At 70.9% G+C, this 20309-nt stretch carries 18 protein-coding genes; 3 read left to right on the top strand and 15 right to left on the bottom strand.

Annotation, left to right across the window (positions count from 1 at the left end):
• Positions 1–59: 59 nt before the first annotated feature.
• From F8A92_RS12060 to F8A92_RS12050, 3 genes are all read right to left on the bottom strand, one after another.
• Positions 60–1328, bottom strand: a complete 1269-nt coding sequence (locus F8A92_RS12060; protein ID WP_153505415.1) for an acetyl-CoA C-acetyltransferase — start codon at positions 1326–1328, stop codon at positions 60–62.
• 111 nt (positions 1329–1439) lie between these two features.
• Entirely contained in the window at positions 1440–2165 is a 726-nt protein-coding gene (locus F8A92_RS12055) for an aminoglycoside 3'-phosphotransferase (RefSeq protein WP_153505414.1), read from the bottom strand.
• Positions 2166–2167: 2 nt separating this feature from the next.
• On the bottom strand, positions 2168–3280 hold the full coding sequence (locus tag F8A92_RS12050) for a pyridoxal-phosphate-dependent aminotransferase family protein (protein WP_153505413.1): 1113 nt from the start codon (positions 3278–3280) through the stop codon (positions 2168–2170).
• 125 nt (positions 3281–3405) lie between these two features.
• Between F8A92_RS12050 and F8A92_RS12045 the strand changes: the two genes are divergently transcribed.
• Both F8A92_RS12045 and F8A92_RS12040 read left to right on the top strand, forming a co-directional pair.
• A complete protein-coding gene (locus F8A92_RS12045; RefSeq protein ID WP_153505412.1) occupies positions 3406–4026 on the top strand; it encodes a DUF937 domain-containing protein in 621 nt (206 codons plus the stop codon).
• 19 nt (positions 4027–4045) lie between these two features.
• The gene (locus tag F8A92_RS12040; RefSeq protein WP_153505411.1) at positions 4046–5041 is read left to right on the top strand and encodes a DUF2891 family protein; all 996 of its coding nucleotides are present in this window, start codon (positions 4046–4048) and stop codon (positions 5039–5041) included.
• Positions 5042–5118: 77 nt separating this feature from the next.
• Here F8A92_RS12040 and aspS read toward each other — a convergent pair whose 3' ends face one another.
• From aspS to F8A92_RS12025, 3 genes are read right to left on the bottom strand one after another with little or no spacing between them, the layout of a single operon-like run.
• The gene (gene aspS, locus F8A92_RS12035) at positions 5119–6933 is read right to left on the bottom strand and encodes an aspartate--tRNA ligase (RefSeq protein WP_153505410.1); all 1815 of its coding nucleotides are present in this window, start codon (positions 6931–6933) and stop codon (positions 5119–5121) included.
• The gene (gene hisS, locus F8A92_RS12030) at positions 6934–8253 is read right to left on the bottom strand and encodes a histidine--tRNA ligase (RefSeq protein WP_153505409.1); all 1320 of its coding nucleotides are present in this window, start codon (positions 8251–8253) and stop codon (positions 6934–6936) included.
• Positions 8254–8262: 9 nt separating this feature from the next.
• Entirely contained in the window at positions 8263–8949 is a 687-nt protein-coding gene (locus F8A92_RS12025) for an MBL fold metallo-hydrolase (protein WP_153505408.1), read from the bottom strand.
• Between the two features lie 119 nt (positions 8950–9068).
• Here F8A92_RS12025 and F8A92_RS12020 point away from each other — a divergent pair, with 119 nt between their 5' ends.
• Positions 9069–9824 (top strand): peptidylprolyl isomerase, encoded by a 756-nt coding sequence (locus F8A92_RS12020; protein WP_153505407.1) that lies wholly within the window; start codon positions 9069–9071, stop codon positions 9822–9824.
• Positions 9825–10365: 541 nt separating this feature from the next.
• Here the strand turns inward: F8A92_RS12020 and F8A92_RS12015 are convergent.
• The 9 genes from F8A92_RS12015 to F8A92_RS11980 form a co-directional block, all read right to left on the bottom strand.
• Positions 10366–12651 carry a RelA/SpoT family protein gene (locus F8A92_RS12015; RefSeq protein WP_153505406.1) on the bottom strand — a complete coding sequence of 762 codons (2286 nt, stop codon included), beginning with the start codon at positions 12649–12651 and terminating at the stop codon, positions 10366–10368.
• A 40-nt stretch (positions 12652–12691) separates the two neighbouring features.
• Positions 12692–13237 (bottom strand): adenine phosphoribosyltransferase, encoded by a 546-nt coding sequence (locus tag F8A92_RS12010; protein WP_153505405.1) that lies wholly within the window; start codon positions 13235–13237, stop codon positions 12692–12694.
• Positions 13234–14589: a protein translocase subunit SecF gene (gene secF, locus F8A92_RS12005; RefSeq protein ID WP_153505404.1), complete on the bottom strand. Its 1356-nt coding sequence runs from the start codon at positions 14587–14589 to the stop codon at positions 13234–13236. The genes F8A92_RS12010 and secF overlap by 4 nt, the downstream gene beginning before the upstream one ends.
• Positions 14586–16349 carry a protein translocase subunit SecD gene (secD, locus tag F8A92_RS12000; protein WP_194291469.1) on the bottom strand — a complete coding sequence of 588 codons (1764 nt, stop codon included), beginning with the start codon at positions 16347–16349 and terminating at the stop codon, positions 14586–14588. The genes secF and secD overlap by 4 nt, the downstream gene beginning before the upstream one ends.
• A 55-nt stretch (positions 16350–16404) precedes the next feature.
• Positions 16405–16773, bottom strand: a complete 369-nt coding sequence (yajC, locus tag F8A92_RS11995; protein WP_153505403.1) for a preprotein translocase subunit YajC — start codon at positions 16771–16773, stop codon at positions 16405–16407.
• A gap of 174 nt (positions 16774–16947) precedes the next feature.
• A complete protein-coding gene (locus tag F8A92_RS11990) occupies positions 16948–18528 on the bottom strand; it encodes an FAD-dependent oxidoreductase (protein WP_194291468.1) in 1581 nt (526 codons plus the stop codon).
• Positions 18495–19103 (bottom strand): hypothetical protein, encoded by a 609-nt coding sequence (locus F8A92_RS18615; protein WP_194291467.1) that lies wholly within the window; start codon positions 19101–19103, stop codon positions 18495–18497. The genes F8A92_RS11990 and F8A92_RS18615 overlap by 34 nt, the downstream gene beginning before the upstream one ends.
• A 69-nt stretch (positions 19104–19172) precedes the next feature.
• Positions 19173–19430 (bottom strand): acyl carrier protein, encoded by a 258-nt coding sequence (locus F8A92_RS11985; RefSeq protein WP_153505401.1) that lies wholly within the window; start codon positions 19428–19430, stop codon positions 19173–19175.
• A partial coding sequence (locus F8A92_RS11980) for a 2-oxo acid dehydrogenase subunit E2 (RefSeq protein WP_228389402.1) occupies positions 19430–20309 on the bottom strand: 880 nt, incomplete at its 5' end. The genes F8A92_RS11985 and F8A92_RS11980, both read right to left, overlap by 1 nt.

The raw sequence follows: 20309 nt of genomic DNA, 5'->3' as shown, positions 1-20309 counted from the left end.
GAAGCTTCCCCGCTCTGGCCGACGAACCCCGCCTCGGGATTACGGTCGGTGCCGCCTGGCTAGGCGGCGTCCTCCTCGACCCGCTCGATGATGATCGCGGGGGCCATGCCGCCCGCGGCACACATCGTGATCAGGCCGTAGCGGCCGCCGGTGCGCTCGAGCTCGTCGAGGGCGGTGCCGATGAGCATGCTGCCGGTGGCGCCGATCGGGTGGCCGAGCGCGATGGCGCCGCCGTTGGGGTTGACCTTCGCGCGGTCGACGCCCATGTCGCGGATGAACTTCTCGGTCACGACGGCGAACGCCTCGTTGACCTCCCAGACGTCGATGTCGTCCTTGCTCAGGCCGGCCTTCTCGAGGACCTTCTTCGCGGCCGGCACCGGAGCGTTGAGCATCAGGGTCGGGTCGTCGCCGATGTTGGCGGTCGCCACGATGCGCGCGCGCTTCTTCAGGCCGTGCGCGTCGGCGTACTCCTTCGAGGCCAGCAGGATGGCGGCCGCGCCGTCGACGACGCCCGACGAGTTGCCGGCGTGGTGCACGGGCTTGATGTCGAGGTCGGGGAACTTGCGGTTGATCTGCTTGCGGAAGGTGTTGCCCTCCTCGTCGTACGGCATGTCCGCCAGCGCGGTGAACGCGGGCTTCAGGCCGGCGAGGCTCTCGGCGGTGGTCTCGGGACGCGGGTACTCGTCCTTGTCGAGCGCGAGGGTGCCGTCCGGGTTGTGCACCGGTACGACCGAGTTGTCGAAGCGGCCCTCGTCCATCGCGATCTTCGCGCGGCGCTGGCTCTCCAGGCCGAATGCGTCGAGGTCCTCGCGGCTGATGCCCTCCATGGAGGCGATCGCGTCGCCGCAGATGCCCTGGTGCGACTGCGGGTGCAGCTCGTCGAGGTGCTCGTTGTGCGAGCCCATGAGGGACGGCGGGAGGCCGGCCTCGCGCTCCTGCGCGGCCATGGTGCCGGTGAGGCTCATCATCTCGGTGCCGCCGGAGATGACGAGGTCCTCCATGCCGCTCATGACCTGAGCGGCGCCCAGCGCGACGCTGGTGATGCCGCCGCCGCAGAAGCGGTCGAGGGTCACGCCGCTGACCGTCTGGTCGAATCCGGCGTCCAGGGCAGCCATGCGGCCCATGTCGCCGCCCTGCTTGCCCTTCTGGGTCGAGACCGACCAGATGACGTCCTGGACGTCCTTCTCGTCGATGTTGTTGCGCTCCTTGAGCGCCTTGAGGACGGTCGACGCGAGGTGCTGCGGGTGCAGATGCGCCAGCGACCCCTTGCCGACCTTGCCGATGCCGCGCGGCGTCCGGACCGCGTCGATGATGTAGGCGTCTGCCATTGCGTCCTCCGAAAGTTGATAGGTACGTCAACTCGAGGATACTTCGCACCTACAACAAGCGGAAGGTGATCCAGGCAACTCTGCGGGCGCTCACGCCGAGCCGGTCAGCGCTCACGCCAGGTCCCACAGCCGGGAGTAGTAGTCGAGCTTCTCCGCATCCCGCGCGATGCCGTAGCCGTCGAGGAAGGTCGCCTGCCACCCACGGCCGAAGTTCCAGGTGAGGCTGGCCAGCGCCGGCGTGAGATCGGCCCACCGGTCGGCGATGCCGAGCCTGCCGACGTCGACGTACCCGACCACCTCACCGCCGCGTACCAGGAAGTTGGGGTTGCAGGCGTCGCCGTGGCAGACGACGAGGTCGGTCTCCATGGTCGGCGTCGCGTCGAGGTAGCGCTGGCCGACCGGGGTCTGCTCCATCCCCCGCGCCCGCAGCCGTTCCCGGACGTCCCACCGGTGCGGGCACGGCGGCGGGGGAAGCAGATCGTGCCACCGGCGCAGGCCGCGCCCGAGCGCGGCGACCGTCTGCTCCGGCTCGGCCACGTTGTCCGGGTGCACCGCGGACTCCCCCGGCAGCGCCTTGGTGTGCAGCCATTGCCCACCGTCGTCCCGGCCGGCCGCCACCACCTGCGGGACCGGCGCGAACGCGGAGGCCCAGCGCATGCGCTCGGCCTCCCCCGGCAGGTCGATCTCCCAGTGCTCGCCGGCGAACCACTTCACGTAGTCGTCGTCGATCCGGTACGTGCGGCCGCCGAGCTCGTTGTGCCACACCGCGACCGGTGTACGCCCGCCGGCGATGCGCGCGACGGCGGGCGGGACGCCGGTCACCGGCGGGACGGACACCGCTACTTCGTGGCGGCGATCGCGTCGTCCAGCGCGCTGAGCAGCAGCGCCACGCTCGCCGGGTTCGCGTTCGGGCCCATCAGGCCGATGCGCCACACGGAGGAGGCGAACTCCTTCACGCCGGCGCCGATCTCGATGCCGTACTGCTCCAGCAGATAGCCGCGCACCTTCGCCGAGTCGACGCCGTCGGGGACCCGGACCGTGGTGAGCTCCGGCAACCGCGAGCCCTCCTGCGCGAACAGCTCGAGACCCCGCTCCTGCAGGCCGGCCTGCAGGGCGTCGCCGGCTGCCTGGTGGCGCGCCCACACCGCCGGTAGCCCCTCGGCGAGGATGCGGCGCAGCCCCGCGTGCAGGCTGGCGATCATCGCGACCGGCGCGGTGTGGTGGTAGGTGCGCGCGCCCTTGGCTCCCCCGACGTACCCGCCGAGCATCCCCAGGTCGAGGTACCACGACTGCGGCTTCTCGATGCGCCGCTCGAACGCGCGCTCGGAGATGGTGAACGGCGCCAGACCCGGCGCGACGCCGAGACACTTCTGGGTACCGGCGTACCCGACGTCGACACCCCAGTCGTCGGCCTGCAGCTCGATGCCGGCGATCGAGGTCACCGCGTCGGTGATCAGCAGCGCGTCGCCCTTCCCTGCGCCGAGCGCCGCGATGTCGCTGCGCACCCCCGTGGAGGTCTCGGCGTGCACGGCGGCGATGACCTTCGGCGAGGGATGCGCGGCGAGCACCTTGTCGGCGTCCACCGGCGTGCCCCACTCGTGGTCGACGCGGACGACCTCGGCGCCACAGCGCGCCGCGACGTCGCACATGCGCTCGCCGAACAGCCCGTTGACCGCGATCACCGCGACGTCGCCCGGTCCGACGGTGTTCACGAACGCCGCCTCCATGCCGGCCGAGCCGGTCGCGGACAGCGGCAGGGTACGGGGATTCCTCGTGCCCCACACGGTGCGGAGGTAGTCGCACGTCTCGTCGAGGATCTCGATGAACCGCGGGTCGAGGTGGCCGAGCAACGGGAGGCCGAGGGCGGCGGTGGCCTCGGGATAGGCGTTGGTCGGGCCGGGGCCGAAGAGCTTCCGCTCCAGAACGATGTCAGAGGCAGCCGTGTTCGTCATGCCCTCAACCTATCCTCGCGCGGGTCCGGTCCGCCGGTGCAGGTCCGTCCCGAACCCCTGCACGAGGGCCGCGTGATCGCTAGGCTTCGGTTGCCTCGTCGTCCCATCAGCCGGAAGGTGCCGCCGTGAACGACATCGACAGCCTCATCGCCCAGATCCCCCTTTCCCAGGTCGCCCGGACGCTCGGCGTCGACGAGCGGACGGCGAGCGAGGCGGTGCGCGCGGCGGTCCCCGCCCTGGTCGGCGGCCTCGGCGCGAACGCCCAGGATCCCGCGGGCGAGCAGTCGCTCGCGCAGGCGCTCGAGCGGCACCAGGGCGCGGACCCGGCGACGCTGTTCGATCTCGGCGCGCAGGACGAGCGGGACGGCGCGAAGATCGTGCACCACGTCTTCGGCGGCAACACCGGCCAGGTGGTCGACCAGCTCGCGGGCGCGCGCCCTGCACTCGGGTCGGACATGCTCGCCAAGCTGCTTCCGCTGCTGGCGCCGATCGTGCTGAAGTGGCTGGCGGCCAAGTGGTCGCAGCGGTCCGGCGGCACGGCGACCCGGTCCGGCACCCCGGCTTCCGGTGGCGTCGGGCAGTCACCGGCCGGCTTCCCCGCCCCGGCCGACGCCGGCTCGCCCTCGTCGGCGCCGGAGCACAGGGCGGGCGGTGGCCTCGGCGACCTGCTCGGCGGCCTGCTCGGCGGGTCCGGCGGCGGGCTCGGCGACCTGCTCGGTGGGCTGCTCGGCCGTGGCCGCAAGTGAGCCGCCACCCGCTGGACGGATGACCGAGCCGGACCCGCTGGCACGCACCGTCCTCACCGCGCTCACGACGTACTTTCCTTATGCCGCCCAGCATGTGCACCGGTCATCGGACGACGTGCACCTCGATCCCCGCGCCCTGCACCCGGCGTTCTGCGGCAGCTTCGACTGGCACTCGAGCGTGCACATGCAGGCCTCCGCGATCCGGCTGCTGGAGGACCATCGGATCGGCGAGGGCGTGCGCCAGGACCTAGTCCGGCTGCTGGACTGGCGGCTGACGGCCGAGCACATCGAGACAGAGATCGCCTATCTGGCAGCCAATCCCGCCTACGAGCGTCCGTACGGGTGGGCGTGGGCCGCGCAGCTGGCGTCGATCGCCGCCGCCTCGCCGACCGCGCGCCGGCACGGCTGGGCGGACGCCGTACGGCCGTTGGGTACCACGGTGCTCGAGAGGCTGAGGCGGTGGCTTCCACGGGTGGGCTACCCGGTGCGCCACGGCGAGCATTCGAACACTGCGTTCGCGATGCTGCTCGCCCGCCGCGCCGCGGAGGTCCTCGACCGCCCGGACATCGTCGCGTCGCTCGACGACGGCGCGATCACCTGGTACGCCGACGATCGGGACGCACCGACGGCGTACGAGCCGAGCGGCAGCGACTTCCTCTCGCCCACGTTGTGCGAGGCCGCGCTGCTGCAGCAGGTCCTCCCCGCGGACGGCTTTGACTCGTGGCTCGACCGCTTCGCGCCCGGGCTCGGGGCGCCGGACGACCCGCTGCTGGGACGCACCCTCGTGCTCGATCCGTCCGACGGGAAGGCCGTGCACCTGCACGGGCTGGCGTTGAGCCGCGCCTGGCTGCTGCGGACGCTCGCGGCGCACGTGGCCGCCGATCGACGCGACCGCATCGCCGCCGCGACCGCCGTGACGGTCGCGGACGCGGCGCGCGCCACCGTGGACGGCGACTTCATGAGCACGCACTGGCTGGTCAGCTTCCTGCTGCTCGCCGAGCACGGCCTTCCGTAGCCACCCGGCTCCCCGTTGTGTTGTGCTCGCTTCGGGCGACGTCGCCCGAAGCGAGCACATGACAACGGGGGCGAGGATCAGGCCTTGACGTCCTGCGTGGGCTTGGCGTCAGCGGTGCTCTTCGACTCCTGCTTGGGCTTCGCGTCGACGCCGGCCTCCTTGCGCTGCTGCGCGGTGATCGGCGCCGGGGCCGAGGTCAGCGGGTCGAAGCCGCCACCGGACTTCGGGAACGCGATGACGTCGCGGATCGAGTCGCTCTTGTGCAGCAGCGCGACGATCCGGTCCCAGCCGAACGCGATGCCGCCGTGCGGCGGAGCGCCGTACTGGAAGGCATCGAGCAGGAAGCCGAACTTCTCGCGAGCCTCGTCGTGGGAGAGGCCCATCAGCTCGAACACCCGCTCCTGGACGTCCTGGCGATGGATGCGGATCGACCCGCCGCCGATCTCGTTGCCGTTGCAGACGATGTCGTAGGCGTTCGACAGCGCCGCACCGGGATCGGTGTCGAAGGTGTCGAGGTACTCGGGCTTCGGCGCGGTGAACGCGTGGTGCACGGCGGTCCACTTGCCCGAGCCGACGGCGACGTCGTCGGTCTCGGCGGCGAGCTCGAACATCGGCGCATCCACCACCCACAGGAACGACCAGGCGTCCTCGTCGATGAGCCCGCACCGTCGGGACACCTCTAGACGAGCCGCGCCGAGCAGCTCCCGCGTGGACTTGACCGCGCCCGCGCCGAAGAACACGCAGTCGCCGGGACGGGCGCCGACGTGCGCGGCGAGCCCGGCACGCTCGTCGTCCGAGAGGTTCTTGGCGACCGGTCCGGTCAGCTCGCCGTCCTCGCCGACGAGGACGTACGCCAGGCCCTTCGCGCCACGCTGCTTCGCCCATTCCTGCCAGGCGTCGAGGGTACGGCGCGGCTGCGACGCTCCCCCCGGCATGACGACCGCTCCGACGTACGGAGCCTGGAAGACCCGGAACGGCGTGTCCTTGAAGAACTCGGTGCACTCGACGAGCTCGAGGTCGCTGCGCAGGTCGGGCTTGTCCGAGCCGTAGCGGCGCATCGCCTCGGCGTAGGTCATCCGCGGGATCGGCCGGGGGACGTCGACGCCGATCAGCCGCCACAGCGCGGCGATGATGGACTCGCCGAGCTCGATCACGTCCTCCTGGTCGACGAAGGACATCTCGATGTCGAGCTGGGTGAACTCCGGCTGGCGGTCGGCGCGGAAGTCCTCGTCGCGGTAGCAGCGCGCGATCTGGTAGTAGCGCTCCATGCCCGCGACCATGAGCAGCTGCTTGAACAGCTGTGGCGACTGCGGCAGCGCGTACCACGATCCCGGAGCCAGCCGAGCCGGCACGAGGAAGTCGCGCGCCCCCTCAGGCGTCGAACGGGTGAGCGTGGGGGTCTCGATCTCGACGAAGTCGCGCTCGGCGAGGACGGCGCGCGCAGCTGCGTTGACCTTGCTGCGCAGCCGCAGCGCATTGCCGGAACGCTCGCGGCGCAGGTCGAGGTAGCGATAGCGCAGCCGCGCCTCCTCGCCGACCTCGCCGATGCCCTGGGCATCGATCTGGAACGGCAACGGTGCGGACTCGCTGAGCACCTCGAGGGAGTCGACGTACACCTCGATCTCGCCCGAGGGCAGGTTCGGGTTCTCGTTGCCCTCGGGGCGCACCTCGACCTTGCCGGTGACGGCGATGCAGAACTCCGCACGCAGTCGGTGCGCCTTCTGCGCCATGTCGCCCTCGCGGAAGACGACCTGGGCCACGCCGCTCGAGTCGCGCAGATCGACGAAGATCACTCCGCCGTGATCACGCCGCCGCGCGACCCACCCGGCGAGGGTGACGGTCTGCCCCGCGTCGGTCGCGCTCAGGCTCGATGCCAGGTGGGTACGAATCACTTACTGCTCCTTGCGAATGAGGCGAGGCGCGCGGTCGTCCTCGCTCGGTGTCCAGGCGTCGGGGTCGGCATCGACCTGTTCGCCGGTACGGATGTCCTTGACCTGCTGCGTGCCGTCGTCCGAAGTGAACCAGACGAACGGGATACCGCGCCGGTCGGCGTACTTGATCTGCTTGCCGAACTTCGCCGCGGACGGCGACACCTCGGCCGATATCCCCCGGGCCCGCAGGGCGTGCGCGATCGCGTTGCTCGCGTCCCGGTGCGCGTCATCCGCCAGTGCGACGAGCACGCAGGTCGGGACGCCACGGGACGGGCGCACGAGGTCGTCGCGCACGAGCACCGCCATCAGGCGCGAGACGCCGACGGACAGGCCGACGCCGGGGTAGGTGGACTTGCCGTCGCTGGCGAGCTCGTCGTACCGGCCGCCGGAGCAGACCGAGCCGAGCTCGGCGAAGCCGTCGAGGTTGGTCTCGAACACCGTGCCGGTGTAGTAGTCGAGGCCCCGCGCGATGCTGAGGTCGGCGAGCACCGTGCCGTCGGCGTACGGCGCCACGGCGTCGATCAAAGCCGATAGCTCGGCGAGGCCCTCCTCGAGCAGCGGGTGCGTCACGCCGAGCGCCCGCACCCGCGTCGCGAACCCGCCGTCGGCGGTGCGGATGCCCGCGAGAGCCATCACCTTGTCGGCCTGCTCGTCGGTCACCTCGTCCGGCAGCAGGTCGCGGATCTTCACGCCGATCTTGTCGATCTTGTCGACGGCCTGCAGCACGCCTGTGGTGTCGGCGATGCCGAGACCGCGATAGAACCCCTCGGGGATCTTGCGGTTGTTCACCCGGACGGTCGCGCGCCCGAAGTCCAGACGCCGGAACAGATCGACGATGAGCGAGACGATCTCGGCGTCGAAGTGCGGTGAGAGCGTGCCCCGGTCGACGATGTCGGCGTCCGCCTGGATGAACTCCCGGAACCGGCCGAACTGCGGCCGCTCCCCGCGCCAGGCCTTCTGCATCTGGTAGCGCTTGAACGGAAACTCGAGCTTCCCGGCGTTCTCCAGCACGTAGCGCGAGAACGGCACCGTCATGTCGTAGTGCAGGGCCATGGCGTCCCGCTCGGCCTGGTCGGCGTGGATGCGTCGGACGCCGTAGACCTCCTTGTCGATCTCCCCCTTGCGCAGCAGGAAGTCGACCGGCTCGACGGCGCGGGTCTCGATGCCCGAGAAGCCGTGCAGCTCGAAGGTATCCCGAAGGATGTCGAGGAAGCGCTGCTCGACGACACGCTCGCGCGGCAGCCACTCCGGGAATCCCGTGAGCGGGGTGATGCGTGACATGAATGCCTTTCAGGACCGCGACTGCTGGTCGCGCTGGTACTGGAGGATGAACGGGTTGCTCGCGCGCTCCGCACCGATGCTGGTCTGGCCGCCGTGGCCGGGCAGCACGACGGTGCGGTCGTCGTACGACAGGCACACCTCGTCGATCGAGCGCATGATCGCCTCGTACGAACCGCCGGGCAGGTCGGTGCGTCCGATGCCCTGCTGGAACAAGGTGTCGCCGGACAGCATCACCGGGGCCTCGGGGTGCTCGAAGGTGAAGATCACCGAGCCCTGCGTGTGGCCGGGGGTGTGCCGCGCCGTCAGCTCGACGCCGACGATGCTGATCTGCTCACCGTCGTTCAGCACCTTGACGTCGTCGAACGCCGGCACCTTCGACGGGTCGCCCCCGACCATGTCGACCAGCCCGCGGCTGTGCCACTCGAGCGGGTTGGCGACCATGTCGACGTCGTCACCGTGCAGGTACGCCGGGATGTCGTACCCGTCGACGAGCGGGGTGACCGACCAGGTGTGGTCGAGGTGACCGTGGGTCAGCGCGACCGCGACCGGCTTGAGCCGATGCTCCTCGAGCACCTGGGTCAGCGTGGGCATGGCATCCATGCCCGGGTCGACGATGATGCACTCCGCGCCGGGTTCGCTGGCGAGGATGTAGCAGTTGGTCGCGAACACGCCCGCGGGGAATCCAGTCACTAGCACCTGACCAGGCTACCCGTCGCCGCAACGTGACGACGCCCTCGCTGCGCGCGCCACCGCGAGGATGCGAGGGGCGCCCTCTAGACTGGCCTGGTCTGTGCCCAAACCAGAGGATCTCTTTCGTGTCGACCGCCAAGCAACGCCGCGCCGCCGCCCACCGCAAGCTGGAGGCCCAGATCGCGGCCCGCAAGGAAGCCGAGCGCCAGCGCAAGCAGCAGATGATCATCCTGAGTCTGGTCGCCGCGGTCGCCGTCATCGGACTGGTGACCTGGATGGCGGTCAGCAGCACCGACAGTGCGGCGAAGAAGGCCGCCAATGCCTGCGGCTACGCCGCCGACGGGAGCGGGGAGCCGACCGTCGGCCTTCCGTCCGCCGACGGCTTGAAGAAGACCGGAACGGTCGATCTGGGCATGAGCACCAACCGCGGCGAGATCAAGATGCGGCTCGACCGGGCCGGTGCGCCCTGCGCGGTCAACAGCTTCGCGTTCCTGGCCGAGGCGCACTTCTTCGACGGCACGCCCTGCCACCGGCTGACCACCGGCGCGCTCGGCGTCCTGCAGTGCGGTGACCCCACCGGCTCCGGCAGCGGAGGCGCCGGCTACCACTTCTCGGAGGAGCCGCCGACGTCCGCGGACCCCTACCCCGAGGGCACCGTCGCGATGGCCAAGGGCCAGGCCGCCAACAGCACCGGCTCGCAGTTCTTCATCTGCTACAAGTCCTGCAGCGACGCGCTCGGCCCGGAGTACTCGGTGGTCGGCAAGGTCACCGAGGGACTCGACGTCGTCAAGGCGATCGCCGCGGAGGGCACGTCCAACGGCGCCAGCGACGGCGCCCCGAAGAACCCCGTGACCATCACCAACCTGGCCGTCATCTCCTAGCCGGCGCGACGATCGTGAACGGGCCGCCTCCCCACGGTCCTCGAACGAACCCCACGGCCCTCGAACGAACCCACGGTCGCCCCACGGTCGTCGAACGAACCCCACGGTCCTCGACGAACCCCACGGTCGCCCCACGGTCGTCGAGCGAACCCCGCGGTCCTCGACGAACCCCACGGTCCTCGACGAACCCCACGGTCGCCCCACGGTCGTCGAGCGAGCGGAGCCGATAGGCGAAGCGACGTCGAGACGCCGGGAGCCGACAATGCGCCCGACCACCGCAGCGACGAACAGCGTTCCCGCGGGAACGCGCAGGCACCGCTCGACATACCCGAACCAGCGACCCGCGACGTCTCGACGTCGCTCGCCCCAAGGGGCTCGCTCGCTCGACGACCGTGAAGGGGCCGCTCGCTCGACGACCGTGAAGGGGCCGGCGGCGCGACGACCGTGAAGGGGCCGGCGGCTCGACGACCGTGAAGGGGCCCGCGGTTCGACGACCGTGAAGGGGCCCGCGGTTCGAGGACCGTGGGCAGGGCCAGGTCGGCTAGTCGGTGACGCGGTAGGCGTCGTAGACACCGTTCACGCCGCGCACGTTGCGCAGCACGTTGACCAGATGCTTCGCGTCCGCCAGCTCGAAGGTGAACCGGCTCGTCGCGACCCGGTCCTTGCCGATCTGCATGTTGGCCGAGAGGATGTTGACCTTCTCGTCGGAGATCACCCGCGTCATGTCCGACAGCAGCCCCTGCCGGTCGAGGGCCTCCACCTGGATCGCGACGAGGAAGACCGCCTGCGAGCCGGTGTCCCATTCCACCTCGATCAGCCGCTCCGGCTCCTCGCGCAGCGCCTTGGTGTTGCTGCAGTCGACGCGATGCACGCTGACCGCCCCGCCGCGGGTGACGAAGCCGAGGATCTCGTCGCCGGGAACCGGTGTGCAGCAGCGGGCCAGCTTGACCCAGATGTCGTGGTGGCCCTTGACCGTCACGCCCGAGTTGCTCGGGTCGCGGCGCGGACGGCGCTGCCGGAGCAGCTCTGGCTCCTCCGGCTCCGGCTCGGCCTGCGCGTCCCGCTTGGCGAGCTCGGCGACGATCTTCGCGGTCACGCTCGTCGACGACACGTGGTTCTCGCCGATGGCGGCGTACAGCGCGTTGGGCCCGTCGTAGGACAGCTTCGCGCCCACGGCTTCGATGGCGCCGTCGGCGAACGCCCGCTTCAGCGGGATGCCGGCCTTCCGCATCGCCTTGGTGAGCGACTCGCGACCGTTCTCGATCGCGTCCTCGCGGCGCTCCCGGGCGAACCAGTGCCGGATCTTGGTGCGCGTGCGAGGCGCGACCACGAACTGCAGCCAGTCGCGCGACGGTCCGGCGGCGTCGGACTTCGAGGTGAGGATCTCGACGACGTCGCCGTTGCTGAGCGTGGAATCCAGTGGTACCAGCGATCCGTTGACCCGTGCCCCGACGCAGCGGTGCCCGACCTCGGTGTGGACGGCGTACGCGAAGTCGACGGGCGTCGCTCCCCCGGGCAGGTGGATGACGGTGCCCTTCGGGGTGAACGCGAACACCTCGCCCGCACTGAGGTCCTGCTTGAGAGTGTCGATGAAGTCGCCGGACTCCTGCGTGTCGCTCTGCCACTCGAGCATCTGCCGGACCCACTGCATGTCGTCGGCCTTCGTCGACCCCTGGGTGCCGCCGCGGGCCTTGTAGCGCCAGTGCGCGGCGATGCCGTACTCGGCCAGCCGATGCATCTCGTGCGTGCGGATCTGCAGCTCGACCGGGCGGCCCGTCGGACCGATCAGCGTCGTGTGCAGCGACTGGTACATGTTGAACTTCGGCGTCGCGATGTAGTCCTTGAAGCGGCCCGGCATCGGCGTCCACAGGGAGTGCAGCAGCCCGAGCGTCGCGTAGCAGTCGTGCACCGAGTCGACGAGGACCCGCACCCCGACCAGGTCGTAGATGTCGTCGAACTCGCGGCCGCGAACGACCATCTTCTGGTAGATCGAGTAGTAGTGCTTCGGCCGGCCGGTGAGCTCGGCGCGGATCCCCGACTCGCGGAGCTTCTGTCCGACGTCCTTCATGAACGAGTCGAGGAACGTGTCGCGGGACGGCGTGCGGTCGGCCACCAGCCGGGCGATCTCGTCGTAGCGCTTGGGGTGCAGGGTGGCGAACGCGAGGTCCTCCAGCTCCCACTTGACGGTGTTCATGCCGAGCCGGTGGGCCAGTGGAGCGAGCACCTCGAGGGTCTCGCGCGCCTTCTTGGCCTGCTTCGCGGGCGGCAGGTGGCGCAACGTCCGCATGTTGTGCAGCCGGTCGCCCAGCTTGATCACCAGCACCCGCGGGTCCTTGGCCATGGCGAGCAGCATCTTGCGGATCGTCTCGGCCTGGGCGGCGTCGCCGTACTGCACCTTGTCGAGCTTGGTGACGCCGTCGACGAGATGAGCCACCTCGTGCCCGAAGTCGCTGATCAGCTGCTCGAGGGTGTAGTCGGTGTCCTCGACGGTGTCGTGCAGCAGCGCGGCGACGATCGTCGTGGTGTCCATGCCGAGGTCGGCGAGGATGACCGCGACGGCGAGCGGGTGGGTGATGTACGGGTCGCCCGAGCGGCGGACCTGGTCGCGGTGGTAGTGCTCGGCGGTGTCGTAGGCCCGGCGCAGCACGTCGATGTCGGCGTCCGGGTGGTGCGCCCGGTGGGCCCTGACCAGCGGCTCGAGCATGCTGGGCACGCCGTACCCGCGGGGGCCCGGGGCGAACGCCCTGACCAACCGGTTCCGCACGCGCCGCCGGCGGGTGGACTGCAGGTCACCCGACGTCCCGGAGGCAGCGGTCGTCTCGCTCATCGCCCACCCCCTTCTCCGCGCTGAGCGATAAGTGTACGACCTACGCGCTCCAGGCGGATTTGAAGGGGATCTCGTTGCTGCGCAGCACTTCCGCGCCCCCGAGAGCCTCGATCTCGAACAGCACCCACGAGTCGACGACCTCGGCGCCGAGCTGCCGCAGCAGGGTCGCGGCGGCCACCATCGTGCCGCCGGTGGCCAGGACGTCGTCGATCAGCAACACGCGCTGACCGGGGCGCACGAACCCCTCGCGCACCTCGATGGTGGCCTCGCCGTACTCGAGGGCGTAGGTCTGGGTGACGGTCGGGGACGGCAGCTTGCCGGCCTTGCGGATCGGCAGCACGCCGGCCCCCAGCCGGTAGCCGACGGCCGAGCACAGCAGGAACCCGCGCGCCTCGATGCCGGCCACCAGGTCCACGCCGCCCTCGGACTCGATGGCCTGGCACATGAGGTCGACGGCCTTGGTGAACGCCGGGCCGCTGGCGAAGAGGTTGGTGAAGTCGCGGAACAGCACGCCGGGGGCCGGGAAGTCCGGCGTCTCGGTGCAGTGCGAGCGGACGATCTCTTCGAGCTGCTCGGTGTAGGTCATCGCTTCTTCCGATCTCGCTGCGGCTTGGCGCCGGGCCGGGGGGTGCCTCCGGCGCGCCGCGCGCGCCCCTGCTCGGGTTCCTGGGCGACGGCGTCACCCGGACCGGCGGCGCCGTCCGGCTCGTCGAGGACGTCGGCGGACGGCGTCGCGCTCTCGGCGGCATCCGCGCGGGACTTCGCGCGCGCACCGCTCTTGCGAGAGGGCTTGCCGGCCTTCCTGGTGGCGCCGCGCGCCCGGCGGGCGGCGACCTTGCGGGTCAGCTCGACGTACTCGGGACGCCGCTCGGTGAGGTCGGCGGCGATCGGCGCGGCGAGGAAGATCGAGGAGTAGGCGCCGGCGGCCATGCCGACCAGCAGCACCAGCGCGAGGTCCTTCAACGTGCCGACGCCGAGGATGCCGGCCCCGACGAACAGCAGGGCGGCCACCGGCAGCAGCGAGATGACCGAGGTGTTGACCGAGCGCATCAGGGTTTGGTTGACGGCGAGGTTGGCCGCCTCGGAGTACGTCATTCGGCTGCCGGCCAGCAACGGCCGGGTGTTCTCGTCGACCTTGTCGAACACCACGACGGTGTCGTACAGCGAGAAGCCCAGGATGGTCAGCATGCCGATCACGGTCGCGGGCGTGACCTCGAACCCGACGAGGGCGTAGAGCCCTGCCGTCACGACCAGGTCGTGCAGCAGCGCCGTCAGGGCACCGATCACCAGCTGGCTGCGGTAGCGGAAGCGCAGGAACACCGAGACGGCGACCAGGAAGACCACCAGCGCCCAGACCGCCTTGCGGGAGACGTCCCCGCCCCACGTGGCGTCGATCGCCTGGCTGCTCACCTGGGCCCGCACGGCCTGATCGGTGATCGGGGTGCCGGCGGCGGTGAGCCGCTTCTCGATCTCCGGCCGGAAGGTGCTGGCGAGGTCGTCGGCGATCGCGGTGGCGGTCGCGGGCTGGACGACGCTCGTCTTGACCAGGATGGAGGTGCCGCTGCCCGAGCCGACGACCTGGGTGGATGCGATCTGCGCCGGCTCGGCGCCCGCGCCCAGCGACGCGTTCGCCTTGTCGAGCCCCTTCTGAACCACGGCCGTGGCCTGGTTCTGGTCGCTCGCCGCGGCCGGCACCTCGAAGGTGTTGCCACCGGCGAAGTCGATGCCGAAGTTCATCCCCTTGAAGCCGATCAACGCGATGCTGCCGACCACCAGCAGCAGCGAGATCACGTAGAAGATGCGACGCCTGCCGATGAAGTCGAAGCCCGCTTCGCCGGTGTACAAGCGGTGTACGAAGCTCCCGCGGCCCTTCTTGGGATGCTGGTTGACCAGCGCGGCGGACGGCTCGCTGGTCGCGTCGTCGGTCACGGTGCTCACTTCGCTGCCTCCGCGTCGTCGGTCGCGCGTTCCGCCGCACCGTCGGAGCCGCGCTCGGCACGGCGTGCCGCGGCGCGCTCCTTGGCCGTCGCGCCCGCGGCCTTGGGAGCCGAGCGTCGGGTCCGGCGCTCGAGCGGCGCGGCCTGCCCCAGCCCGGAGAACACCGGCGAGGCGAACATGTTGAACCGCGACAGCCAGGCCATCAGCGGGTGCGTGAACAGGAAGACCACCACGAGGTCGAGGATGGTCGACAGGCCCAGGGTGAACGCGAAGCCCTTCACCTCACCGACCGTCATCAGGTACAGGATGAGGGCCGCGAGGAAGCTGACGGCGTCCGCCGACAGGATGGTGCGACGGGCGCGGTCCCACGCGCGCGGCACGGCCGAGCGCATGGATCTGCCGTCCCGTATCTCGTCCTTGAGCCGCTCGAAGTACACCACGAAGGAGTCGGCGGTGATGCCGATCGCGACGATGAACCCGGCGATGCCGGAGAGCGTGAGCGTCAGGCCGATGCCGCGAGACAGCAGCACGAGGACGGCGTACACGAGGGCACCGGAGACGGCGAGGCTGAGGATCGTGATGAAGCCGAGCAGCCGGTAGTACAGCAGGCAGTAGATGACGACGAGCCCGAGGCCGATGGCGCCGGCCAGCATGCCGGCCTTGAGCTGCTCGAGGCCGAGGGTCGCCGAGACCGACCGCGCCTCGGACTGCGTGAAGGTCAGCGGCAGCGCGCCGTACTTCAGCGAGTTGGCCAGGTTCGCGGCGGACGCCTGGTTGAACTGGCCGGTGATGGTCGTCGTGCCGTCGATGCGCCCCTGGATCGTGGGTGCGGAGATGACCCGCTGATCGAGGACGATCGCGGTGGCCTTGCCGATGTTCGCGCCGGTGTAGTCGGCCCACCGCGCCCGCGCCTGGTTCTGCAGGTCGAGGGTCACGACCCAGCCCTGGCCGCCCTGGGTGTCGAACCCGGACGTCGCGTTCTTGATCTCGGTGCCCTTGAAGATGACCGGGCCGAGCACGTACTTCACGCCGCCGTCGCCGCAGGCGACCATGTACTGGCCGGCCGCGGGCTGCTTGGCGTTCACGTTGACCTTCGAGCAGTCGAGCTGGGGCGCGAGCGCGGTGGCCGCCTCCTGGGTGTCGGCGCCCTGGTCGACGGTCTGGGTGCCGCCGCCCGGGGAGGCAGGTGCCGCAGGAGCGGACGACGGCGCGCTGGGCGCCGGTGCGCTGGACGAGGTGCCCTCGGCGAGGGGCGGAGCCGGACGGCCGTTGCTGGTGGGCGCAGCCGACCCCGTCGTCGCACCGTCCGTCGGGGCCGCACTGGCCGGAGCCGTCGCGCCGGGCGTGGCCGTCGCGCCGCCGGTCGCCGCGCCCTCGGTGGGCTGCGTCGCGGCGGAGCTGCCGTCGGCCGCGAGCACGTTGACCACGGGGCGCATCTCGAGCAGCGCGGTGGCGCCGAGGTCCTTGACCTGCTCACCGCCCGTGCCGGGCACCGAGATGACGATGTTGCGATCGCCCTCGGTCGCCACCTCGGCGGAGGCGACGCCCAGGCCGTTGACCCGGTCCTCGATGATCTGCCGCGCGACCTGCAGGTCGGCGTCGCTGGGGGCGCCGCCGGACTCGGTGACGGCCCGCAGCGTGACCGTCGTACCGCCGCGCAGGTCCAGACCCAGCTTGGGGGTGTAGTCGTTGCCGCCGAAGTAGACGCCGGCGCCGAGCGCGGCGAAGATCGCCAGCAGGGCGACGAAGTACCGCGCCACGGGCGGGTATCCGTGAGGTCGAGCCACGTTCAGCTACCTTCTGTCGGCCGCGCCTCTAGCGTTCGTCGATCGGCGAGGCCGGCGGCTCGTCGCCGCGCTCACGACCGATCAGGTCGTCGCCGGCCGTCTGCTGGTCGCCGTTGTCGACGCGCAGGATCGAGCGGGTGAGCACGGTCGTGACGACGCCGGGCGCGATCTCGATGTCGGCGCGGTCCCCTTCGACCCGCTGGATGGTCCCGAAGAACCCGCTGCCCAGCAGCACCCGGACGCCGGGCACGAGCGAGGTCACCATCGCCGACTGCTGAGCCATCTGCTTCTTGCGGCTGCGGAACATGAGGAACATCATTCCGGCGATGAGCAGCAGGGGAAGCAGCATCGTGAGCTGGGAGCCGAGGCCGGACGATTCGGTGGCGGCGAGAAGCACTGAGAATTCCTAGCGGTGGGAGAAAAAACCAGGGTCGCGCGAGAGGACGCGCGGCACCAACAAGCCAGTCTAGGTTACGGCGGGGATGGACAGTGCGCGCCGGGAGGTCGACTGTGGGTCGTGGGGCCGAGCCGTGGCGGGCGAGGGGCCCGCGGAAGGCGGGCGGCTCAGCCGCTACTCGGTACACCCATGGTGCTGATCAGCCGCGTAGCCGGTGACCACCTGCAGCCAAGCCAGCAGAGACGCCGGATCACCGGCCCGGTCGAAGTAGCCGATGTAACCGTCCGGGCGCACCACCGCCACCTGCTCCACCGGCCAGCCGTCGATGGAATGCAGTCGTACACCCGGTAGGCCACTGAGCTGGGCGACGGGGAAGGCGCGCCCGTGCAGGACGTGGACCCCCGGCCGGGCCGTGACCTCGTGCAGAGCGACTCGACGGCCGTCGATCGTCACGTGCGCGGCAGGTGCGAACCGCCCTGCGCCCCAACGGCTCAGCGAGCGGCGGTGGGCGGTGAGCGCGCCGCGGTACCGGACCCATTCCTGGGACAGTACCCAGCCGATGGGTGCGCTCGCCGCACGGATCTTCAGGACGGCGGGTACGGCCGGGGCCAGGGCGGGTAGCAGGGCGGTGCGTGTCCACCGCGGAAGGAGCTGCTCGCCGGCTTCAAAGTGAAGCAGCAGGTCGGTGAGCAGTCCGACCTGGCGAGCGACCGGCCTCCGCTCCGCTTCGTACGACGCTTGCAGCGCTCGCGGGTCGATGGACCCGTTCAGCACCGCTGCCAGCTTCCAACCGAGATTCGTTGCGTCCTGCAGGCCGGTGTTCATCCCTTGCGCACCGGCCGGTGAGAAGACGTGGGCGGCGTCTCCTGCGAGAAAGATCGGCCCACTCCGATACGTGCCGGCGTGCCGGTGCTGGAGCCGCACCCGGGTCGACCACGGCGCGGCGCTGATCCGGCCGGGCAGGTTTGCCCCGCTCATTGCCTCCCGCAGCTCCGGGACCGGCAGTGCAGGTCCGTCGCGGCCCGGTGGCGTCGTGCTCCCGCGGCTCGCGCGCGTGAGGACCAGGCGCCAGACGGCTCCGTGCTCGCCCGCTGGGAACAGAAAGCCGATGCCGGCGCGTCCCGCACCGATGTGGGCGACGGACGGCGTGAGGTCGTCCATCTCGACGTCGGCCAGCACTGTCTCCTGCGGATAGGTGTGGCCGCGCCACGAGATGCCGGCTAGGCGGCGCACCGTGCTTTCCGCACCATCGCAGCCCACGACGAACCGGCACTTCGTCTGCCATGTCACGTCCGGAGTCGACAGCGTCGCGACGGCGCCTGCACCGTCGAGAACCAGGTCCGTCAGCTCCGTGCGGTCGAGGACCGGGACGCCGCGGGTGACGGCGGCGCTGCGTGCGACCGCCTCGACATCCGCTTGCCGAACCACCAGCGGCGGACGACGGCCACGGCGGCCCAACGCCGCCAACGGCACCTGCAGGTGCCGGTCGCCGAGGTGCACGGTCGTCCCTGTCGGCGCCCCGGGAAGAGCCGCCAGCTCCTCGGCGACGCCGAGGCGGTCGAGCGCCTGCGCGGTACGCGTCCACAGCAACATCGCTCGCGACGGGCGTGCCAGGCGCGAGCGTCGTTCGACGACCGCGACGTTCGCGCCGTACTGCTGTGCCTGCAGCGCGAGGGCCAGACCGACCGGGCCCGCACCGACGACGAGGAGGTCGACTGATCTCAGCGCGGGCTGAGGGGTGCCAGCGGTCGCCACCACTGCTCCGTTCCCGTGCCGGAGGGCCCGAGCCGCTCCGGATGAGCCAGTGCATCCGCGCTGTGCACGCCGACGGTGATGTGTGCCCGAATGGAGCCCGGCACGCAGACCAGCCCGAGCACCCAGCTCAGCGCATGGACGTAGCTCGCAGCGCGGTCCGCGCCGTCCCACTCGTAGAAGCCTCGGTACACCTCGTGCTCGTCGTGGGCCGTCCACAGCTTGGCGGTGAAACCTGGAAAGCCCACGAACAGCGGCGTGTTCAGCCAGCTTTCCACGCGGAATGCGCGATGGGCGCGCCCGTGGATTCCGCGGAGCACGAAACCGACGACGAGGACCGCGGGATCGGCTGCGACGCCCTCGTCGACGATGGTCTCGCGGTAGATGCGGCCGCTCGTACCGTCCGCGAAGTGGATCACCCTTCCGACGCGCCCGCGCGGGTGATGCAGCCGCTTCCGCCTGGTCAGCTCAAGCATGCCGACCGCGCTCGCGAGCACCCTGGGAGCCGCCTCGCGGGCCGGAGAAGGCGTCACCACGTCGCGTGCGCCGCCCGTGTAGTCATGGCTCGGCGTCGACATACTCGTACACCTCTCGTTCGCCGTTGAACCTGCTGCTTGTGCCCCGGGTGATTCCGAGCGCCGCGGAGCTCAGCCGGCGCGTCCTTCGAGCCTCCCGCCGAGATAGTCGACGCAGCCGTCGACGGTCACGATCTTGGCGTAGTCCCGCTCGGGGACGTCGATACCCGTCGCCTCGTAGAGCCGGATGGCGAGGTTGAGGATGTCCAACGAGTCCAGCTCCAGCTCCTCGCGCAGGTCGCCACGGTGATCCAGCCCGGCGAGGTCGGCCTCGGGTGCGATCTCGCCGAGCGAGCGCAGGACGACCGCTCGCAGGTCCGCTTCGTCCATCACAGCCCCTCCGGATCCTGCAACAGGGTGTCGAGTGCCTTGAGGAAGGCCGCCCCACGGCGGCCGTCGCTGACTCGATGGTCCCCCGCCAGCGCCGCCGTCACGACCGGCCGGACCGCGAGTCCGCCGTTGACCGCCCAGGGGCGGTCCCTGATCCGGCCGAAGCCGACGATCGCGACCTGTGGCGGGTAGATCACCGGCAGGACGGTGTCCACGCCCTGGTCGCCGAGGCTGGTGACCGTGAACGTGGCCTCGGCGACCTCCGAGGAGCGCAGCCGGCCCTGGCGGGCCCGCCCGCTGAGATCGCGCAGCGCCACCATGAGCTCGGTGATGGAAAGCGTGTCCGCGTCGCGGATGGCCGGAGCCACCAGACCGCCGCCGCGCAGTGCGACCGCCACGCCGAGGTGCACGGCGTCGGCCGGCCGGAAGTCGTCCTGCTCCCAGGACCCGTTGAGATCGGGCGTCCTCCGAAGGGCCAGCGCCGTCGCCTTCAGCAGCAGCACGACGGGCAGCGCCCGCTCGGTAACCGGCCGAGCCGCGTTGCGTTGCTCCAGCCAGGCCAGCGCGGAGCGCAGCTCGATGTCCGCGGCGAGGTAGTAGTGCGGGATCTCCCTGTTGGAGCGGGCCATCGTGCCGGCCATCGCGCGGCGCAGGGCGGCGCGTCGATCGTCGCCGCTCAGCGGGGCGGCGCGGGGGGCGGGCTGGGCCACGCGATCGGCGGCAATCAGGGGTGACGCCGCCGGCGGGGGCGCCTGCGGCGGGGGCGCCTGCGGCGGTGAGGTCGCCGACGCACGCTCGACGTCGTCCGCGCAGTCGATCATCGTGTTGAGCAGCGTGAGCGAGCCGATCAGCTCCGGACGGGTGCGTGCCAGGTAGGCG

It is taken from the genome of Cumulibacter manganitolerans (assembly GCF_009602465.1).
Lineage (GTDB): Bacteria > Actinomycetota > Actinomycetes > Mycobacteriales > Antricoccaceae > Cumulibacter > Cumulibacter manganitolerans.
This window is presented reverse-complemented; position numbering and strand designations above follow the sequence as displayed.